The 15,617-nt window shown below is 63.1% G+C and carries 18 protein-coding genes and 1 pseudogene; 11 read left to right on the top strand and 8 right to left on the bottom strand.

Going from position 1 to position 15,617, the window contains the following annotated elements:
* Nucleotides 1–26: 26 nt before the first annotated feature.
* Complete coding sequence (locus D460_RS0112895) at nucleotides 27–350, top strand: metalloregulator ArsR/SmtB family transcription factor (protein WP_026283089.1); 324 nt, start codon at nucleotides 27–29, stop codon at nucleotides 348–350.
* A gap of 4 nt (nucleotides 351–354) precedes the next feature.
* Nucleotides 355–783, top strand: a complete 429-nt coding sequence (locus tag D460_RS0112890) for an SRPBCC domain-containing protein (RefSeq protein WP_018898968.1) — start codon at nucleotides 355–357, stop codon at nucleotides 781–783.
* A 118-nt stretch (nucleotides 784–901) separates the two neighbouring features.
* On the opposite strand, the gene D460_RS0112885 is transcribed toward D460_RS0112890, so the two are convergent.
* Nucleotides 902–1,699 carry a transglutaminase-like cysteine peptidase gene (locus D460_RS0112885; RefSeq protein ID WP_245267740.1) on the bottom strand — a complete coding sequence of 266 codons (798 nt, stop codon included), beginning with the start codon at nucleotides 1,697–1,699 and terminating at the stop codon, nucleotides 902–904.
* A 414-nt stretch (nucleotides 1,700–2,113) separates the two neighbouring features.
* On the opposite strand from D460_RS0112885, the gene D460_RS0112880 reads away from it, so the two are divergent.
* Nucleotides 2,114–3,346, top strand: a complete 1,233-nt coding sequence (locus D460_RS0112880; protein ID WP_018898966.1) for a hypothetical protein — start codon at nucleotides 2,114–2,116, stop codon at nucleotides 3,344–3,346.
* A 194-nt stretch (nucleotides 3,347–3,540) separates the two neighbouring features.
* Nucleotides 3,541–3,672, top strand: coding sequence for a hypothetical protein (locus D460_RS37075; RefSeq protein WP_018898965.1), 132 nt, complete (start codon nucleotides 3,541–3,543; stop codon nucleotides 3,670–3,672).
* Nucleotides 3,673–3,849: 177 nt separating this feature from the next.
* Here D460_RS37075 and D460_RS0112870 read toward each other — a convergent pair whose 3' ends face one another.
* On the bottom strand, nucleotides 3,850–4,377 hold the full coding sequence (locus D460_RS0112870) for a DUF5330 domain-containing protein (protein ID WP_018898964.1): 528 nt from the start codon (nucleotides 4,375–4,377) through the stop codon (nucleotides 3,850–3,852).
* Nucleotides 4,378–4,830: 453 nt separating this feature from the next.
* Here D460_RS0112870 and D460_RS0112865 point away from each other — a divergent pair, with 453 nt between their 5' ends.
* The 3 genes from D460_RS0112865 to D460_RS0112855 are packed head-to-tail and all read left to right on the top strand — an operon-like array spanning nucleotide 4,831 to nucleotide 7,833.
* Nucleotides 4,831–6,372, top strand: coding sequence for a HAMP domain-containing sensor histidine kinase (locus D460_RS0112865; protein WP_026283087.1), 1,542 nt, complete (start codon nucleotides 4,831–4,833; stop codon nucleotides 6,370–6,372).
* Nucleotides 6,344–7,417 (top strand): peptidoglycan-binding protein, encoded by a 1,074-nt coding sequence (locus tag D460_RS0112860; protein ID WP_018898962.1) that lies wholly within the window; start codon nucleotides 6,344–6,346, stop codon nucleotides 7,415–7,417. The genes D460_RS0112865 and D460_RS0112860 overlap by 29 nt, the downstream gene beginning before the upstream one ends.
* 59 nt (nucleotides 7,418–7,476) lie before the next feature.
* Entirely contained in the window at nucleotides 7,477–7,833 is a 357-nt protein-coding gene (locus tag D460_RS0112855; protein WP_018898961.1) for a DUF1491 family protein, read from the top strand.
* Between the two features lie 6 nt (nucleotides 7,834–7,839).
* On the opposite strand, the gene D460_RS36735 is transcribed toward D460_RS0112855, so the two are convergent.
* The 3 genes and pseudogenes from D460_RS36735 to D460_RS0112845 form a co-directional block, all read right to left on the bottom strand.
* Nucleotides 7,840–8,865: a hypothetical protein gene (locus D460_RS36735; protein WP_245267745.1), complete on the bottom strand. Its 1,026-nt coding sequence runs from the start codon at nucleotides 8,863–8,865 to the stop codon at nucleotides 7,840–7,842.
* A 6-nt stretch (nucleotides 8,866–8,871) separates the two neighbouring features.
* A pseudogene (locus tag D460_RS34525) lies at nucleotides 8,872–9,291 on the bottom strand (DUF2336 domain-containing protein); the annotation flags it as partial.
* A 224-nt stretch (nucleotides 9,292–9,515) separates the two neighbouring features.
* The gene (locus D460_RS0112845; protein WP_018898959.1) at nucleotides 9,516–9,722 is read right to left on the bottom strand and encodes a hypothetical protein; all 207 of its coding nucleotides are present in this window, start codon (nucleotides 9,720–9,722) and stop codon (nucleotides 9,516–9,518) included.
* Nucleotides 9,723–10,254: 532 nt separating this feature from the next.
* On the opposite strand from D460_RS0112845, the gene D460_RS0112840 reads away from it, so the two are divergent.
* The gene (locus D460_RS0112840) at nucleotides 10,255–10,443 is read left to right on the top strand and encodes a hypothetical protein (protein WP_026283085.1); all 189 of its coding nucleotides are present in this window, start codon (nucleotides 10,255–10,257) and stop codon (nucleotides 10,441–10,443) included.
* A gap of 4 nt (nucleotides 10,444–10,447) precedes the next feature.
* On the opposite strand, the gene D460_RS0112835 is transcribed toward D460_RS0112840, so the two are convergent.
* A complete protein-coding gene (locus D460_RS0112835; protein ID WP_018898956.1) occupies nucleotides 10,448–10,999 on the bottom strand; it encodes a membrane protein in 552 nt (183 codons plus the stop codon).
* The gene (locus D460_RS0112830; protein ID WP_026283084.1) at nucleotides 10,992–11,579 is read right to left on the bottom strand and encodes a DUF1214 domain-containing protein; all 588 of its coding nucleotides are present in this window, start codon (nucleotides 11,577–11,579) and stop codon (nucleotides 10,992–10,994) included. The genes D460_RS0112835 and D460_RS0112830 overlap by 8 nt, the downstream gene beginning before the upstream one ends.
* 142 nt (nucleotides 11,580–11,721) lie before the next feature.
* Here D460_RS0112830 and D460_RS0112825 point away from each other — a divergent pair, with 142 nt between their 5' ends.
* Together D460_RS0112825 and D460_RS0112820 are read left to right on the top strand one after the other, a co-directional pair.
* Nucleotides 11,722–12,006: a type II toxin-antitoxin system RelE/ParE family toxin gene (locus tag D460_RS0112825; RefSeq protein ID WP_018898954.1), complete on the top strand. Its 285-nt coding sequence runs from the start codon at nucleotides 11,722–11,724 to the stop codon at nucleotides 12,004–12,006.
* Nucleotides 11,978–12,298 (top strand): HigA family addiction module antitoxin, encoded by a 321-nt coding sequence (locus D460_RS0112820; protein ID WP_018898953.1) that lies wholly within the window; start codon nucleotides 11,978–11,980, stop codon nucleotides 12,296–12,298. The genes D460_RS0112825 and D460_RS0112820 overlap by 29 nt, the downstream gene beginning before the upstream one ends.
* A gap of 496 nt (nucleotides 12,299–12,794) precedes the next feature.
* Here D460_RS0112820 and D460_RS0112815 read toward each other — a convergent pair whose 3' ends face one another.
* A complete protein-coding gene (locus tag D460_RS0112815; RefSeq protein ID WP_018898952.1) occupies nucleotides 12,795–14,924 on the bottom strand; it encodes a PBP1A family penicillin-binding protein in 2,130 nt (709 codons plus the stop codon).
* A 195-nt stretch (nucleotides 14,925–15,119) separates the two neighbouring features.
* Here D460_RS0112815 and D460_RS0112810 point away from each other — a divergent pair, with 195 nt between their 5' ends.
* Complete coding sequence (locus D460_RS0112810; protein ID WP_026283083.1) at nucleotides 15,120–15,611, top strand: YcgN family cysteine cluster protein; 492 nt, start codon at nucleotides 15,120–15,122, stop codon at nucleotides 15,609–15,611.
* The last annotated feature ends 6 nt before the right edge of the window (nucleotides 15,612–15,617 follow it).

Below are 15,617 nucleotides of genomic sequence, written 5' to 3'. Positions count from 1 at the left end.
TATATTCAACCATATGGGTGAATGAAATGGATGAAGACGCACTGTCACGGATATTGAAGGCCGCGGGGGATACCACGCGGCGGCAGATCCTGACGCTCCTCGTGCAAGAGGGGCCTCTCAGGGTGACGGGGCTCGCTGCTCATTTCGACATGTCCCTGAATTCCGTCTCCAAGCACATCAAGGTTCTGGAGGAGGCGGGGCTGGTCACCCGGCGTACTTTGGGCCGCGAGCATTTCATTGCCGCGGAGCTTGAACCGCTGAAACTGACGGAAGACTGGTTCGCGCAACTGAAGTCGATATGGGAGCTGCGCCTGACGGCGTTGGAAGAGTTACTCGTTTCAAAGGAGTGAAGTCATGTCCGAACTTGAACTGACGGTAAGCCGTAAGATCGCCGCCTCGCGCGAGAAGATTTTCAACGCCTGGCTTTCGCCAACAGCACTGGCGAAATTCATGAAGACGCCGGCTGGCAATTTCGATGCCCGAAATGTCACCACCGATCCTGTCAAGGGCGGCCGGTTCATGATCGTGATGGTCACACCGGAGCGCGAGATTCCGCATTCCGGCACCTATCTCGAAGTCGATCCCTATTCTCGCCTGTCCTTCACCTGGGAATCCCCGCATTCGCTGGATGACAGCGTCGTCACCATCGACCTCAAGGAAATCGGCCCTGAAACGACGGAGCTGACGCTGAAGCAGGTGAAATTCCGCAGCGAAGGCGCCCGCGACGGCCATATCCAGGGTTGGAACTCGATCCTCGGCGAACTCGACAAATATCTCGGCTAAGTCAGGGGACCGACATAAAAAAGCCGCCGGCAATGCAGCGTCGGCGGCTCCATTTCGCCTCGGTATCGAAGCGGGATGCGAGAGGAGGCCAGCCCCGGCCCTCGCCATTGCCTTCCAATCAGAAGGCAACACCTTCGCCAGGCGCGACCTTTTCGATCGGCATGGCAGATGCCATCTGGCTGCCGCCAACGCGCGAGCCGTGCAGGTAGCCCTTGCCGCCGGCAATCGAATAGAGCGGCATGTAGTCGGGCAGGCGGCTGTCGGCCAGAACCTCGTCGCGCATGTTGTCGAGAATATAGTGGTTGCCGCCGGCCGAGACCGAGAGAACGGCGTGGTAGAAATGGCGCTTCTGGTCGAACAGAACGACGACCGCCATGTCCTTCAGGTCGACGCCCTCGGCATTGAGTGCCGCCATCTTCAGGATCGCGAAATCCTCGCAATCGCCCTGCTGGCGCTTCAGCGTCTCGGAAGGTGTCGCCCAGTAATCGGCGACCTTGTAGGTATCGATGTCGCGGGCGTAGCGGATCGTGTGGTTGATCGTGGTGTTGATCGCATTCATCTTGTCGCGCAGCGATGCCTGCGATGTCCTCGTGAAAGATGCCTTGACCGCGCTGACGGCCTCAGTGCACTTGCCCGCGCCGCAGGAAATGGCGGTGCCGCTGGTCATTTCGTCCAGCGAAGGCGCCAGCCGCTTCAGCGCTGCCAGGCGCTTGAAGGGGATCGCCACCGATCCGAACACGCCGCCGTCATCAGGGCGCGCGGCGATCGAGGGGCGGGTTGCCGGCTTCACGGATGCGGTGGTCTCGGGGCTGAACGCGGCGGCCGCAACCGGCGCCGGCGTCTTCAGGGTCGCGAGATCGATCGAGCCGAAAGCCTGTGCGAGACCGCGTCCGGCAAGCGTGACGAGGCGTGCCATGCCACCGACGCTGACAGCGCTTGCCGCCTGCTCGGCGATGCTTGCCGAAATATAGCTGGAGTAAGATGCGCCGTACGCTTCTGTATTGTAAAGAACAGATGCCGATACGCCGTTGTAAGAAAAAGAAGAAAATGCCGAAAGAAGTGCGACAAAAGCGATTTTGTTTGTTTTTGTTCTTTTGGTCACGGGACTTAATTTCTCCACTTGTTGGGAGAAATGTACCGATCAGCCATAAATATCGGGTTTGGAAGCGTGGATAACTTAGAACGAAGTTATCCGCTCAAAAAAGCTGAAAATTTTAGCTTCTCCGTCAACCAAGTTTGGGGGAAGGGTTTGCTTTCGCCAGATGCCTATGCAGATATGAGGCCGCGAAATGGCCGCTATAGACGGCCTGATGAGGGTCTGGGGGAAGCAGTGATCGTTAAGGGCAGGGATGAGGCGCGTGGCGCGCATGGTTTACGCGGCGTCCTTCGCGGAGCCCGCAAGGGCGCGCAAACCGCTCGATCGCTCCTGCTTCTCTCCGTTGTTCTCTCCTGCGGCGCACTTTCCGCCTGCCAGTCCGACGTCGATGGCATCGCCAGGAACGTCAAGACCAACGATATCAAGCCGCCGTCGAGCGACGTCGAGGAAAGCTTCGGCGAAAACGGTGCCGAGATAACCTTGCTGATGCAGAAGGGCTCGAACGGGCTCTTCGAGGGGCCGTCGCGCGATGTGAGAGATGCCGCGGCCCTTGGCATCGGCGAGCTCGGCGCCAACCAGGCCTTCGTCAAGGTGATCGACGTTGCGAGCCCCGCCGCAGCGCCCGCTGCGGTGGCCGCCGCCAAGTCCAGAAGCTCGGCGATCCTTATCAGCTATTTGCCGCCAGCGACCACGGCAGCCGTCGCCGCCATGCCGTCCGACCAGCGCCCGCCGCTCCTCAATATCGGCCAGCCCGTGTCGGCAACATCAGGCAATGTCTACAATCTCGCATCGAGCGAAACCGACAGCGCGCTGGAAGGCCTGCGCACAGCCGCCGCCAGCGGCCACAAGAAGGTCGTCGTGTTCGCCCAGCGTGATCTCCCGCAAACTGCCGATCTGAGGCTGGCGGACGCCATCCGCGCCTCCGGCGGCACCTTTCTCGGCATCACCAGATATGACCTGACGGATTCCGCTGCCGCTGCCGCCGTTGGGACGGCCAAGCCGCAGCTGCAGCAGGCCGATACGGTGCTCATCCTCGGCCGCACGGCGATCACCACCACCATCGAAGGGGCGATCAAGGCCGGCGGCCAGAGCAATCTCAATTTCATCGGCACCAGCGCCTGGCCGCCGCAGACCTACCGTGAACCGACCGCCAACGGCACGCTGATCGCCATGGTCGAGCCCGAGGCCACCTCGCTGATCTCGGAGCGCTACCAGCGCCACTACAAGCGCCCGCTCTCGGCCGACGCCGCCTATGGCTACGACGCGATCGCCATCGCCTCGGGCATCATTCGCACCAAGGGGCCGACGGGCCTCAACGCCGAAACGCTGACCAGCAAGGTCGGCTTCCGCGGCGTCACCGGCCTCTTCCGCCTGTCGCCATCGGGCCAGGTCGAGCGCCGCTTGAGCCTTTACGCGATCGGCGGCGGCAAGCTCAACGTGCTGGCCGCCGCACCCGCTTCGTTCTGAAGCAAGCCAGCGGCCAGAGCCTTTCCATGCTCTATTGAGGCATTCCGCTGGCTTGTCTCACGACACTTCAGCGCGATGGATCATTGCGAGATGACGACAGGCAGCTCGAACCCGCCAGTCGTGGATGCCTCTCCGCATGGATGCCTCTCCGCAGGCGTCGCAATGGCGAGCGGCTCTCCAAGATGGAGAGGCAGATGGCGGCAGCAGCGAAAGAGATCGCCACGCTTGTCGACGGTGCCCCTGATCCGACAATGGCGATCGTCCCTCACGTACCCGGACTGCGCCCTTCGCCAATCGCCTTTGCCCTGACGAAGGCGTTCGCCTAACGAACCGGTTTCATCTGGCAATGCACCGCTCCCCAAAAAGAAACGCCGCGAAGGATGGGCATCCTCGCGGCGCAGCAAATTGCTGAAGAATAAACAGGGCAGGCACGTCAGGCACAGGGCGGGGCCATTGGCCGGCGCCGGTGCAAGCTTTGGGTGCGGCGGTGGCCGCGGAATTCGTTAGATCGCCGGACGCGGGGTCGGCAGCGGAATGGTGCCGGTCGTGACCCGGTCGGTCGCGACATGGGCGGCGGCCGGGCTGTCCTCGCCGTCGTCGACAGGCGGGCGGTAAGGCATCGGCTGGTTCAGCGCCACGGTGCGGTCATCGCGCAGCTGCTGCGGAGCGGCTGCCGTTGCCGGCTCTACGGCCGTCGCAGGCGCCAGGCCAACGGAAGGCGTCGCGGTCGTTGCAACCGTGGCGCTCTTGCCGCTGCCGAACTTGCTGTCGAGCAGTTCAAAGGCAACGAGGGCGCCGGAGCGTGCCCGCTCGCCGAGAACGCCGAGCGTGTTGGCGCCCTTGGCGCAAACCTCGGGCTTCTCGCCGCACATGCCGCTCAGATAGTCATAGGCGCCGGTCACGGCGACGAAAGCGTCTGCAATCTGCAATGTCGATCCGGTCTGCGTGTTCGTCTGGCGCTCGCCGCTGAAGAACGACAAGGCGACGAAGAGAAGCCCGAGCCAGATCGATGATTTGAATAGAAACCACATGTTCGTTGCCCATCCTGTTTTCCCGCTCGGTCTTGCCGCCGAATCAGGTCCGTCTTCCGGTGTGATTTCACCCTAGCCAAAACTTGCGAATGCCGGTTTTCGAAACTCGGTGGCATTTGCGTCAAATTTAGTTCAAATTTTAATCGAAACCGCATTCGGCGCATTTCGGTCGAATTGTAGCCATTGGCGTTAAGCATGCCATGAGCCACCTCCTGTAATTGCAGGCTTTCCTTGAAGCGCGTTCGCCCCAAGCGTTAACGACTTGCCGAAAAATGAGCGAAATCCGTCGCTTACTCGCTGTTAACCGTAAAAAACAAAGGGCCCTTCCGGTGGCCCAAAATGGGACTTTTCGCGCTTTCCGGCCGGGGAGCGGCACTTTCCCTTATTCTTTCCTTAAGCGCCCGGGGCCTATTCTTGGGCCTCTGTGAAGAGCCTTTTTAGGGCGGGTATTGCGTGCTTGTATTGAGTGACATCGTGGATCGGGCGACAGCCCTCGTGGACCGGGCGGCGGATCGCTGGCTCTCCCGGACGGGAGGAAGTGCCGCGGTGCGCCAGCGCGAGCTGACCATCCTGCGCCGGCTTGCGCTTCTGTCTTCGGCAGCACTTGTCGTCGCCCCCGCTGCGCTCTCCATCGTCACCAGCCCGGCCGTTGCGCTTCCGGCAGGCGTCGCCGCCGTCGTCGGCGGTTTCCTGTTTTCGGCCGTCGGCAGCATCGCGCTGTCGCGCCAGAGCATCGTCACCTCGGGTGTCGCCACCCAGTCCGCCGAAGAGTTCTTCATGGAAGCCTCGGCCGGCCTCATCCTGTTTCTCGATCCGCAAGGCTCCGTCGTCAATGTCGGCGGCCGCGACAAGCGCGATTATCTCGCCTGGATGCGCGCGCCTGACGGTCGCGGCTTCATAGAGCAGATCCACGTCTCCGACCGCATCCTCTTCCTGCAGGCGCTCGACCGGCTGCGCCAGGGCGAGGAGCAGGCGGCCGTCGATCTCCGGCTCGAGCGTCCGTCGGTCTCGGTCGACAATCGCCAGTTCTCCCATCTCAGGACCGATCTCACCGCGCGCCGCGATAGCGATGGCGCGCTGATCAGCGTCGTCGCCCAGCTGCGCGATGTCTCCGCCGAGCATCAGCTCCGCGTCGAGGCCGAAGCCCATGCCGCCGATGCCCGCTCGGCCAATGACGCCAAGTCGCGGTTCCTGGCGGCCGTCAGCCACGAGCTGCGCACGCCGCTGAACGCCATTCTCGGCTTCTCCGATATCCTGATCGGCGAGTATTTCGGCAAGCTCGCCAATGAGCGCCAGCGCGAATATGTCGGCCTTGTGCGCGATTCCGGTGCGCATCTACTTTCCGTCGTCAACACCATGCTCGACATGAGCAAGATCGAGGCCGGCCGCTACGAGCTGGTGCTCGAACCTTTCGATATCGCCACCGTCGTGCGCTCCTGCGAGGCCATGCTCGGGCTGCAGGCCAAGACCAAGGGCGTGTCGCTGACGAGCCGCATCCAGCGCGGCCTTGACGAAGTCGTGGCCGATCAGCGCGCCATCCAGCAGATCCTCATCAATCTGGTCGGCAATGCCGTCAAGTTCACCGAAGCCGGCGGCGCGATCTCGCTCGACGCCTCGGTGCGCGATGGCATCCTGACGCTCTGCGTCTCCGACACCGGCATCGGCATTCCGGCCGATAAGCTGCAGCTGCTCGGCCAGCCTTTCGTGCAGATCCAGAACGATTACACCCGCCGGTTCGAGGGCACGGGGCTCGGCCTGTCGCTGGTCAAGGGCCTGGTCGCGCTGCATGGCGGCGATTTCGCCATCGCCAGCACGCCGGGCTCCGGCACCATCATCACGATCTCGATTGCGGCGGATGGCTCCGGCGTTCCCGTCGTGGATCTCTCGGCCAATCACCCGGTCGAGTTTCCGCCACGGCTGAAAGCGTCGACTGGCATGACCGACATCTTGGAAGAGGGGCTTTTCGATGGCCGTGAGCAAGCGAAAATCGCCTAAGGGAAAGAGGGGCAGGCAGAAGCCGAGCCTTCTTCTGACCGGGGCTGCCGCCGTTGGCGGTTTGGGGCTGCAGGGCATTGGCGTGCTCGGCGGCGTCATCGGCCGCAATCCGTCGATCACAGGCGGCACGGCCGCCTTCCTCGTCATCTTCTCCTTCGTCGCCGCCAATGCGCTCTGGTATCAGCCGGGCGTGCACCCGCACCCGTTCCTGCGCACCCGCGACAGCCTGTTTCCGAGCGCGCTGATCGGCCGCCCGCCGGTCGAGGAACACACCGGCGAGGTCACCACCTTCAAGATCGAACGTGAAGGCGAGGGCGAGGCGAACAGCGCCGAGACCACCAATGCCGTCCCCCCGGCGCCGGTCGCCGGCCAACCCGCCAACCAGCTGGTCATGGATATCCAGGCCGAACTCGTCCGCCGCGGCCTCTATAACGGCGCGCCCGACGGTGTCATCGGCCCGCGCACCAGCGCCGCCATCCTGTTCTTCGAGGAAACCGTCGGCATGCCGCAGAGCGGCGACGCCACACCCGAAGTGCTGGCAGCACTCAGAACCGACGCCATCGGTCCATCCGCCATCCCCACCGAGCGCCCACGCGAGGATGTCTCGGCGCAAGCGCTCGCCGAAGACCCTGTCGCCGCAGCCATCCGCAGCGCCGAGCACCAGGTGAAGACCGCGCCAACGCCGAAGGTGGCCCCCAAGCCCGCCCCGGTTTCGGCCCAGGTGCCGGTCAGGCAGGTCCCGGTCCAGAAGATCTCGGCCCCGAAAAATGCGCTGGAACCCGTTCCGGCCAGGCAGACCTCCGTCGCCCGCGCCGCCGCAACCCCATCGACCTCGCCGTCCTCGACCTTGAACAGCGTCGATCTGGTCCTGAAGATCCAGCAGGGCCTCGCCAACATGGCCTACACCAATGTCGGCGTCGACGGCGTCGTCGGCGAACAAACCCGCGTCGCCATCCGCCATTTCCAGAAGCACTACAACCTGCCCGAAAACGGCGAGCCCTCCGAGGCGGTGCTGAAGAAGCTCAAGGACATCGGCGCGCTCTGAGCGGGCAGTGTAGTGGCCGCCGCGTTGCGGCTCCGCGCTCACAGGTCTATACCGCCTGCATGAGACTTCGCACCGACATCTTCGTATCCGCGCTGCTGCGCCGTGTCTTCGCCAAGGGCGATTTCGCCGCCGTCGAGAAGAAGGGCGCCGACGAGGCCGGCGCGGTCTTCATCCGCCAGCGTTTTCGCGATGGCTCCGAGACGCTTTATGGCCCGGCGCCGCAGAGCTTCTTCGATGAGGAAGCCAGTGGCGAACGGCTGTTCGAGATCAGGCTTGAGCGCAAGGATGCGGAGGAGGTGCGGACGATGCTGGAGCGCGAGCGCAAGTTCGACAACGACCTCTGGATCGTCGAGCTCGAAACCGATGATGTCGCCGATATCGTGCCGCTCGCCAAGGAGCGCGACGCCCGTCTCTGATCGACTTTAGCGCGAACGTCCGACGAGCCGCATGGCGCGTGCCGGCGGCTGGTGGACGGCGCGGGCATGCGAGGTCTGCTGCGTGACCGGATGGGGCGCGGCCGGCGCCTGTTCCGGCAGATAGGTATAGCTGTCGGCCCGGCGCCATGCTTCGACGCGATCGCGGCACTCTTCCGGATCGAGCGCATCGAGCACCATCCAGGCGCGGGTGACGCTGTGTTGCGCCTCGGCCAGATGCGGATAGAGCTTTTCCAGAACGAAGACGGCGTCGGAGAAATCCATGCCGATGCTGGTCAGCGTCGTCGCCATCTGCTGGCCCGACGTGTCGAGCATGATGCGCTCGGCAAGCCAGCGGCTGGCCGACAGCGTATCGGCAAGCGCCGTCGCGAAGGCCACGGCCTCGCGGCTGCGGGCAAAGCGTACCAGGAGTGCGGACTGCAATGTCGAAAGGGTGCGAAGACCGAGCCGGTCGTTATCGTCACGACCGAGATGGCGCGCCAGGCCACGCAGCGTGTCGCGAACCTCTTCCTCGCGCGCGCCGCCGGTGGCGGGCGTTTCGGCGGTCTCCGCTGGGGCAGGGGAAGGTGTTGACTGAACGCTCTGCTGCTCTGCTGCTGCAGAAGGCGCCTCGGGGGTGACCATCGGTTCGACCGGGTGCACGGCGATCGTCTCGACCACCACGACCTCGGCGGCGGTTTCGATGGCTACGGTCTGCACTTCGACAGCAACAGGCGTAGCGGCAACAACGGACACCGTTTCGGTGGCCTCGGACGCCATTTCGGTGGCCAAAGGTGCGGCCTCTGGGGCAGCGACCACCACCTTGTCGATCACCGGCGTAGCCTCGACAACTGCAGGCGCGACAGCCTCGACAGCCACAGCAACCGGTTCGCTGATCTCGACCTTTACGCTCGCGGTCTCCGCGATGGCCTTAACCTGTCCAGCCTCCGCCGCAACGAACGGCATCGCCGCGCTGGCGAGCGCTTCGGCGACCTCGGCTCTGTCGACTGTTGGCGCCGGCTCGATCGTTTCCACCTGCCGCTTCGGCGCGGCATGGCGCAGCCCGACCAGTACGTCGATCACCCGCGGCGACAGCGCATCGCGGCTGACGATGGCGCGCATGTGCTCGACGCCCTGCGTGCGGGCAACCGTGATCAGCGTATCGTCGTCGATGGCCGGCGAGGAGATGAGGAAGGGGGCGGAAATGGCGATCGGCTGGCAGCCGATGAACAGCGCGACCGCCTGCGGAATGGCGGCGCATTGCGAGAGTGCTGCCACGGCCTGGCGCTTGGCGTCATCGGAGGAGGCGACGAAGAGAGGGGTGAACAATTCGGCGAACTGGCGAAGCTCCGATCGGGTCGGCGGCTGCAATCCCTCGAAACTGCTCACTGTCGCCATGAGAACCACGTCCTTCTTCCGGCTCGCGGAGGGGGCCTCTAGGTCTCGAAACCGGTCACGCACAAAACACACCCTGAACACGCTAGAGGGATGCCGCTGGCCTGGACGCGAAGACGCCTCTACCACATACGGGATATGAACAAATCCTACAGGGACACGGTTAACCGTTGCTGAAGATTTGAGGGGAATCGTCCCGAAATGGTGCTGCGCAACATCAACGGTTACGGCGTCGGCCGGCCCGTTCGGTGCCCGTTAAACGAGTGATATGGATAACTTGTATGGACGGCTTAAAGCGCCCGGTGTCCGCGCAGCGCGGTGAGCAGCCTGTCGGGATCGTCATAGCCGGACTGGTAGAGATCGAGCGCCGTGGAGGCGGCGACCTGCGCCTTCGAGCTCTTGATGTCGATGCGCTTTTCCGCGCACCAGGCATCCAGCGCGTGGCGCAATATATCGAGATCCTCAGGCGAAAATGTCGACCCAATCATCAGAGACATCTGTCTGCCCACCCTGGTTAACCGTCAGACCCAGTCCCCAGATCAACTCCAGGGTCGGCCGCGTTTTGCCCTGCAGCCGATAATGCGACCTTAGCGGCATCTCGGCGAACTGCAATTAATATTTTTGTGAGGTAAATTTGCAACATCGGTGATGGCGGAGCCCGTGTCTGACGCTGTATCGCTAACTATATGATTTAAAGCTAAAATTTGTAACCGATAAAAGCGGCGGATCTTTGCGATCGGCATGCAACCAAAGGGCGGACCCCTGCGTTTTAGTAGAGACGTCGATCGACAGGGATTCTCCGGCCGAATTTTAATATTCTGTTAACCACCGTCTGTCTCAATCCGGGAAGCAGAACGTGCTCCTTGAGAGGGGCGCCATCATATGCATCACGGTATTGTTCACGATATGCCGTGAGAAAGGCGCGAATGACCCGATGCCGGCAGACCCGGCCAAGGGTGCGCCGGTCCGCGCAGGCGGGCAGGGTGAGATCTGAGCTTCATCCGTCTCGGGCAGTGCAGGGAGACGACAATGGCAATAGTCATCGCATTGGCTGATCGTCTATCTCGGACGCCAGGCCGCAAGGAAAGATCATCAAGCGTGGAAGGATCGCCGCTCGAAGCGCAGATCCTGCTTTATACCGGCGTGCGCTACGAACGCCTGACCGACCCCGACAAGCCGGCGTCGGTTCGCCGCGCCTCGCGCTCGAAGGGTAAGTAAGGCTCTAGTTGGAGGGAGCGAATTCCTCGCAACCGGCTTCCGACAGGAAGCTCTTGGCCGCCGCGTCGAAGCTTGTCTGCGGCGCCAGTGTTCGCAGAACCGCGTATCCGCCCGACCGCGTCGTCTCGACCAGGATCGTCCGCTGAAGCTCCTGCGGCAGCGACTTGCGCAATTCCGTGAGCTGGATCGGGCTGCCGATCAATATGTCCACGGCGCCGCCGACCGAGGTCCGGTCGTTCATGCTGAAAATCTCGTTTGACGCATCGTCGAACAGCGCGATCGACCAGAAGGGCACGTTGCCCCTGGCCGTGAACCGCACCGGGTTCTCCTCGATATCGAAGGAACAGACGGCGGTCCGCACGAAGGGATCGTCGTTGGAAAGCCCCGCCGTGTCCTCGGTGCCTCCGAGCAGGTAAAACGTGTCGAGATCGCCCTCGGAGGCGACGCGTGTCGCGGCGTCCTTGCCGGTGAAATGCGGCAGCGACAGGATGATGACGAGGTGCAGCAAGGCGGCGCCGAAAAGGCCCGCCAGAAGCGCGAACAGGACCCTAAGCATTGCCGCACCCTGTCTTTTCAAGCTTCGGCATCGCCAGATCGATGACGCCGGAACTGCCGGCCGTCGGCGTGTCGAACAGCGTCAGCACCAGCTGAAACGTGCCAGCCGCCGGAAGCGCCAGCCAGTTGTTCGGCCGTGCCCGGGTCGAGATGTCGATGGTGAAGCTGCTGTCTGGCTGGCGCAGCACCGTCCACGAATTGAGCGCACCCGGCAGCCCCGGCTGCAGCGAGGCGGGATTGCCGGAATTATCCGATGTGAACAGCGTCCAGATCCGAGCCGGCGGCGTCTGCCCGGTGATCCGGTAGCTGCACCCCGCCTCCAGCCTATTGCCGGCGTCATCCACCTTGGCGGTAAACATCAGCCCCTCGGCCGAGCCATAAAGCAGCCGGCCTGCGCGCGCGCGGTGCGATTTCGCGTAAGGATCGGCATTCTCTGTCTGCAACTCCGGAAACGCCTCCCACGCGCCAAGCTTGATGGCGCCGAAGCCCGCGGTCGCATTCAGCGCATAAAGCGAAACGAGTATCCCGCCGCCGAAAGCGATTATCAGCGTCATCGCGATAAAGAGAGGAAATCGAAACACCGGTCGCCCTTGATAGCCAAATCAGTTGAAAGGGTTACCACTGATTCTGGCTGGGCGGAATGGTGGAGGGGGAAAAGGTGGGGGCGGTTTGACAGTATGACGCGCGGCGTTATATAACGTATGGCGTCATGATGGATGGCCGATGATCACCAGCTTTGCGAATGCCGAAACCGAAAAGATCTGGAACGGCGTCCGCAGCCGCAAGCTGCCATCGGACATTCAGGCTGTTGCGCTCAGAAAGCTGCGTCTGCTCAATCAGGCGCGATCCGTGGACGATCTGCGCATACCGCCCGGCAACCGGCTGGAAGCCTTGAAGGGAAACCGCCGGGGTCAGTATTCGATCCGCATCAACGACCAGTGGCGCATATGTTTCATCTGGCATGAGGGAAGGGCAAGCGATGTCGAAATCGTCGACTACCACGACTGAAAGCGATCTTCTCCCCAACCCGCATCCGGGAGAAATCCTGCTGGAGGAGTTCCTCAAGCCGCTGGAATTGAGCCAGAACGCACTGGCTCGCGCGCTTCAGGTTCCGCCGCGCCGCATCAACGAGATCGTTCTCGGCAAGCGCGGTGTGACCGCCGACACTGACCTGCGTCTGGCGCGCTATTTCGGCCTGTCGGAAGGCTTCTTCCTCGGCCTGCAGGCCGATCACGACCTGATGCAACGCCGCCGGGAAATCGGCGAAGACCTTCAGGCAATCGCGCCAAGGGCAGCCTAGCCTGCCTCTGCGCTCGCCGCCGTCTGCGGTGCCAGCGTCGACGGCAACCCACCCACGACGTCATGCTCGGTCTTGTGCCGAGCATCTGCCGACGGCGCGTCTCGGGCGACGGTAATGGACACGTGGCGCCGTAGCGTGCATCCGCACCGTTGCACCCGTTGAGGTGTGCTTAGATCCTCGGGACGAGCCCGAGGATGACGTCGTGCGTGGGGATTCCGCTGCGGAAACAAGCTGTTGCCGGTAGTGCTCACCCGTTGTAAGCGCGGGCGGCAACCCCACCCTCGACGTCATGCTCGGCCTCGTGCCGAGCATCTGCCGACGCTGCCTCTCGAGCGACGGTAGTGGACACGTGGCGCCGCGCCGGGCATCCGCACCGTCGCGCCCGTTGAGGCGTGCTTAGATCCTCGGGACGAGCCCGAGAATGACGCCGCGTGTGGGGTTTTCGCTGTGGGAACAGGCGCTTGCCGGCCAATTCGCCCAAGGGCAGCCTAATCCCTCACTCCGCGCTAGCCACCTTCTGCACCGCCAGCGGTGCGGCGGTCTTCAGCTCCTCGCCGATATCCTTCAGCAACTTCGTCGATTCCACCGAGAGCATCCGTGGACGCACCAAGGGAGGAGGCGCGCCGGCGGCGGGTTTGGTGGCGGCGATGGTCTTGGGGGGCGGGGGGGCGGTGACGCCGGGGATGGCGCGCAGGGTGATACCCTGGTGGGCGTAGTCCATCAGGCGCTTGAAGGTCATGGCGGGCAGCGTGCCGCCGGTCATCTTGTTGGTCGAGGTATAGTCGTCGTTGCCGAACCAGACGGCGGTGGTGAAATTGCCGGTGAAACCGATGAACCAGGCGTCGCGATAGGCCTGCGTCGTGCCGGTCTTGCCCGCCGTCAGAATGCCGTTGTCGAGGGCTGCGCGCCTTGCCGTGCCGACATAGGGCACGCGCGACAGCATCTGGTTCATATAGGCGTCGGCCTGCTCGGAGAGCACCCGCTTGGCCGGCGGCTCGTCCTTGTCGAAATCGTAGAGGACGTCGCCGCCGTAATCGAGGATCTGGGTGATGCCATGGCGCCGCGACTGGTAGCCGCCGGCCGGGAAGACCGCATAGGCGGTCGCCTGGTCCATGACGGTGACCTCGGAGGTGCCGATCGGGATCGTCACGTCGTTTCGAACCGGCGATTCCACGCCGAGATTGGTGGCCATGGCTCGGATGGGGGCGATGCCGAACTTCTCCTTGGCGAGACGGACCGGGATGGTGTTGATCGACTGCGCCACGGCGGTCGCGATCGTGATGCGGCCGGCATAGCGGTTTTCGTAATTGTGCGGGCTCCAGTTGCCCCAGGAGATCGGCGCGTCGACGACGATGCTGTCGGGCGTCATGCCGTTCTCCATGGCCACCGAATAGGTGTAGACCTTGAAGGAGGAGCCCGGCTGGCGCAGCGCCTTGGTGGCGCGGTTGAACTGGCTCTCGCCGTAATCGCGCCCGCCGACCATGGCGCGCACGGCGCCGCCGTTTTCGATCATCACCATCGCGCCCTGCTTGGCGTGATAGCTCTCGCCATATTCGCGCAGCGACGTCTCCATCGAATCCTCGGCCGCGTGCTGCAGGCCCATGTCGACGGTGGTGCGCACGATCAGCGAATGCTGGTGGAAGCGCGGCGAAAGCCGCATGGTTTCGTCGAAGGCCCAGTCGAGGAAAAAGTCGGGCGATTCCACCTGGTTGCGGTCGACGACGGTGGCCGGGCTGCGGCGTGCCGCGATCACCTGGCCCTCGGTCATCATGCCGCTCTGCACGAGATTGGTGAGAACCTCGTTGGCGCGGCCGCGCGCGGCGGGCAGGTTGACGTGCGGCGCGTACTTCGCCGGCGCCTTGAAGAGGCCGGCGAGCATGGCGGATTCGGCAAGGTTCACATCGGTGATGTTCTTGCCGAAATAGAACTGCGCCGCCGCCGCCGCCCCAAACGTGCCGCCGCCCATATAGGCGCGGTCGAGATAGGTGGAGAGGATTTCCTTCTTCGACAGATTGGCTTCGAGCCACAGCGCCAGGAAGGCCTCGGTGATCTTGCGGTCGATCGATCGCTCGTTGGAGAGGAACAGGTTCTTGGCGAGCTGCTGCGTCAGCGTCGAGCCGCCCTGGACCACGCCGCCGGCCTGCGCGTTGGTCACGATGGCGCGGAAGAGGCCGATGACATCGATGCCGAAGTGGCTGAAAAAGCGGCGGTCTTCGGTGGCGAGCACCGACTTGATCAGGCTGTCGGGCAGCTCGTCGATCGGCACCGAATTCTGGTGGATGACGCCGCGATGGCCGATCACGTTGCCATAGCGGTCGAGAAAGGTGACGGCATAATCGCCGCGATTGCGCCAATCTTCCTTGGTAGCTTCAAAGGCGGGCTGGGCAAGGGCAAGCATCAAGACGGCGCCGACCGAACCCCATGTCAGGCCTTCGCCGGCGAGTTCGAACACGATGCGCTTCCAGCCGCGAACGCGGAAGCGGCGGAAGAAGATGGTGATGTCTTCCCAGATTTCGGCGGAGCGGAAACCGGCGTTCCAGATGGTGGAATCGATCCATGAATCGATCTTCAGCAGCAAGTGGCGTTTCTTGCGAGGCTGCTTTTCTGGATTGTCCGGATCCGTCACGTCTTATATTCCCGCCCGATCAGTCAGTTCGACACTGGCTAGCTGGGGCTATCCTGAGGTCGAACTATGGCAAATCTGCCGCTCGCATCCGGGGTAACCGGCGCAGGGTGAATCTTTGGTTGATTTGCCACCGAAGAACAAGAGAAATGGAAAGCACTCACGCGATTTTGCGGGTGCTGTTGCAAGAACGGAATGATGGAAGAGCAACCCTTCTGGAAGCAAAAGACGCTGAACGAGATGACCAATGCCGAGTGGGAAAGCATCTGCGACGGCTGCGGTCTCTGTTGTCTCAACAAGCTCGAGGAGTGGGATAGCGGCGATATCTACTTCACCTCGATCCGCTGCAAGCTGCTCGACAGCGAAAGCTGTCAGTGTTCCAGCTACCCCAATCGCTGGGATTTCGTCCCCGATTGCGTGCAGCTGACCAAGCAGAATGTCGACGAGATCCCCTGGCTGCCGCCGACCTGCGGCTACCGGCTGCTGAACGAGGGGCGCGACCTCTACTGGTGGCATCCGCTGGTATCGGGCGACCGGGAGACCGTGCACATCGCCGGCATTTCGGCGCGCGGCCGCACCATCGACGAGACGGGCATCGATGTCGACAATTACGAGGACTATGTCGTCGACTGGCCGCTGACGGTTGGCGACGATGCGCCGAAGACGCCGGATGAGGTTGGTAATCGCTGAGTGGAT

This window comes from Rhizobium sp. 2MFCol3.1 (genome assembly GCF_000377565.1).
Lineage (GTDB): Bacteria > Pseudomonadota > Alphaproteobacteria > Rhizobiales > Rhizobiaceae > Rhizobium.
Note: the sequence above shows the minus strand (reverse complement) of the source record. Positions and strands in the feature narration are given on the sequence as shown.

What these genes read in the sequence shown, in the direction of transcription:
- D460_RS37075 (WP_018898965.1), top strand. Translation starts at nt 3,541, where the DNA reads ATGGCGGCAGCAGCGAAAGAGATCGCCACGCTTGTCGACGGTGCCCCT.
- D460_RS0112840 (WP_026283085.1), top strand. Translation starts at nt 10,255, where the DNA reads ATGGCAATAGTCATCGCATTGGCTGATCGTCTATCTCGGACGCCAGGC.
- D460_RS0112860 (WP_018898962.1), top strand. Translation starts at nt 6,344, where the DNA reads ATGGCCGTGAGCAAGCGAAAATCGCCTAAGGGAAAGAGGGGCAGGCAG.
- D460_RS0112835 (WP_018898956.1), bottom strand. Translation starts at nt 10,999, where the DNA reads ATGCTTAGGGTCCTGTTCGCGCTTCTGGCGGGCCTTTTCGGCGCCGCC.
- D460_RS0112820 (WP_018898953.1), top strand. Translation starts at nt 11,978, where the DNA reads ATGTCGAAATCGTCGACTACCACGACTGAAAGCGATCTTCTCCCCAAC.
- D460_RS0112885 (WP_245267740.1), bottom strand. Translation starts at nt 1,699, where the DNA reads ATGGCACGCCTCGTCACGCTTGCCGGACGCGGTCTCGCACAGGCTTTC.
- D460_RS0112825 (WP_018898954.1), top strand. Translation starts at nt 11,722, where the DNA reads ATGATCACCAGCTTTGCGAATGCCGAAACCGAAAAGATCTGGAACGGC.
- D460_RS0112810 (WP_026283083.1), top strand. Translation starts at nt 15,120, where the DNA reads ATGGAAGAGCAACCCTTCTGGAAGCAAAAGACGCTGAACGAGATGACC.
- D460_RS0112855 (WP_018898961.1), top strand. Translation starts at nt 7,477, where the DNA reads ATGAGACTTCGCACCGACATCTTCGTATCCGCGCTGCTGCGCCGTGTC.
- D460_RS0112845 (WP_018898959.1), bottom strand. Translation starts at nt 9,722, where the DNA reads ATGTCTCTGATGATTGGGTCGACATTTTCGCCTGAGGATCTCGATATA.
- D460_RS0112890 (WP_018898968.1), top strand. Translation starts at nt 355, where the DNA reads ATGTCCGAACTTGAACTGACGGTAAGCCGTAAGATCGCCGCCTCGCGC.
- D460_RS0112895 (WP_026283089.1), top strand. Translation starts at nt 27, where the DNA reads ATGGATGAAGACGCACTGTCACGGATATTGAAGGCCGCGGGGGATACC.
- D460_RS0112870 (WP_018898964.1), bottom strand. Translation starts at nt 4,377, where the DNA reads ATGTGGTTTCTATTCAAATCATCGATCTGGCTCGGGCTTCTCTTCGTC.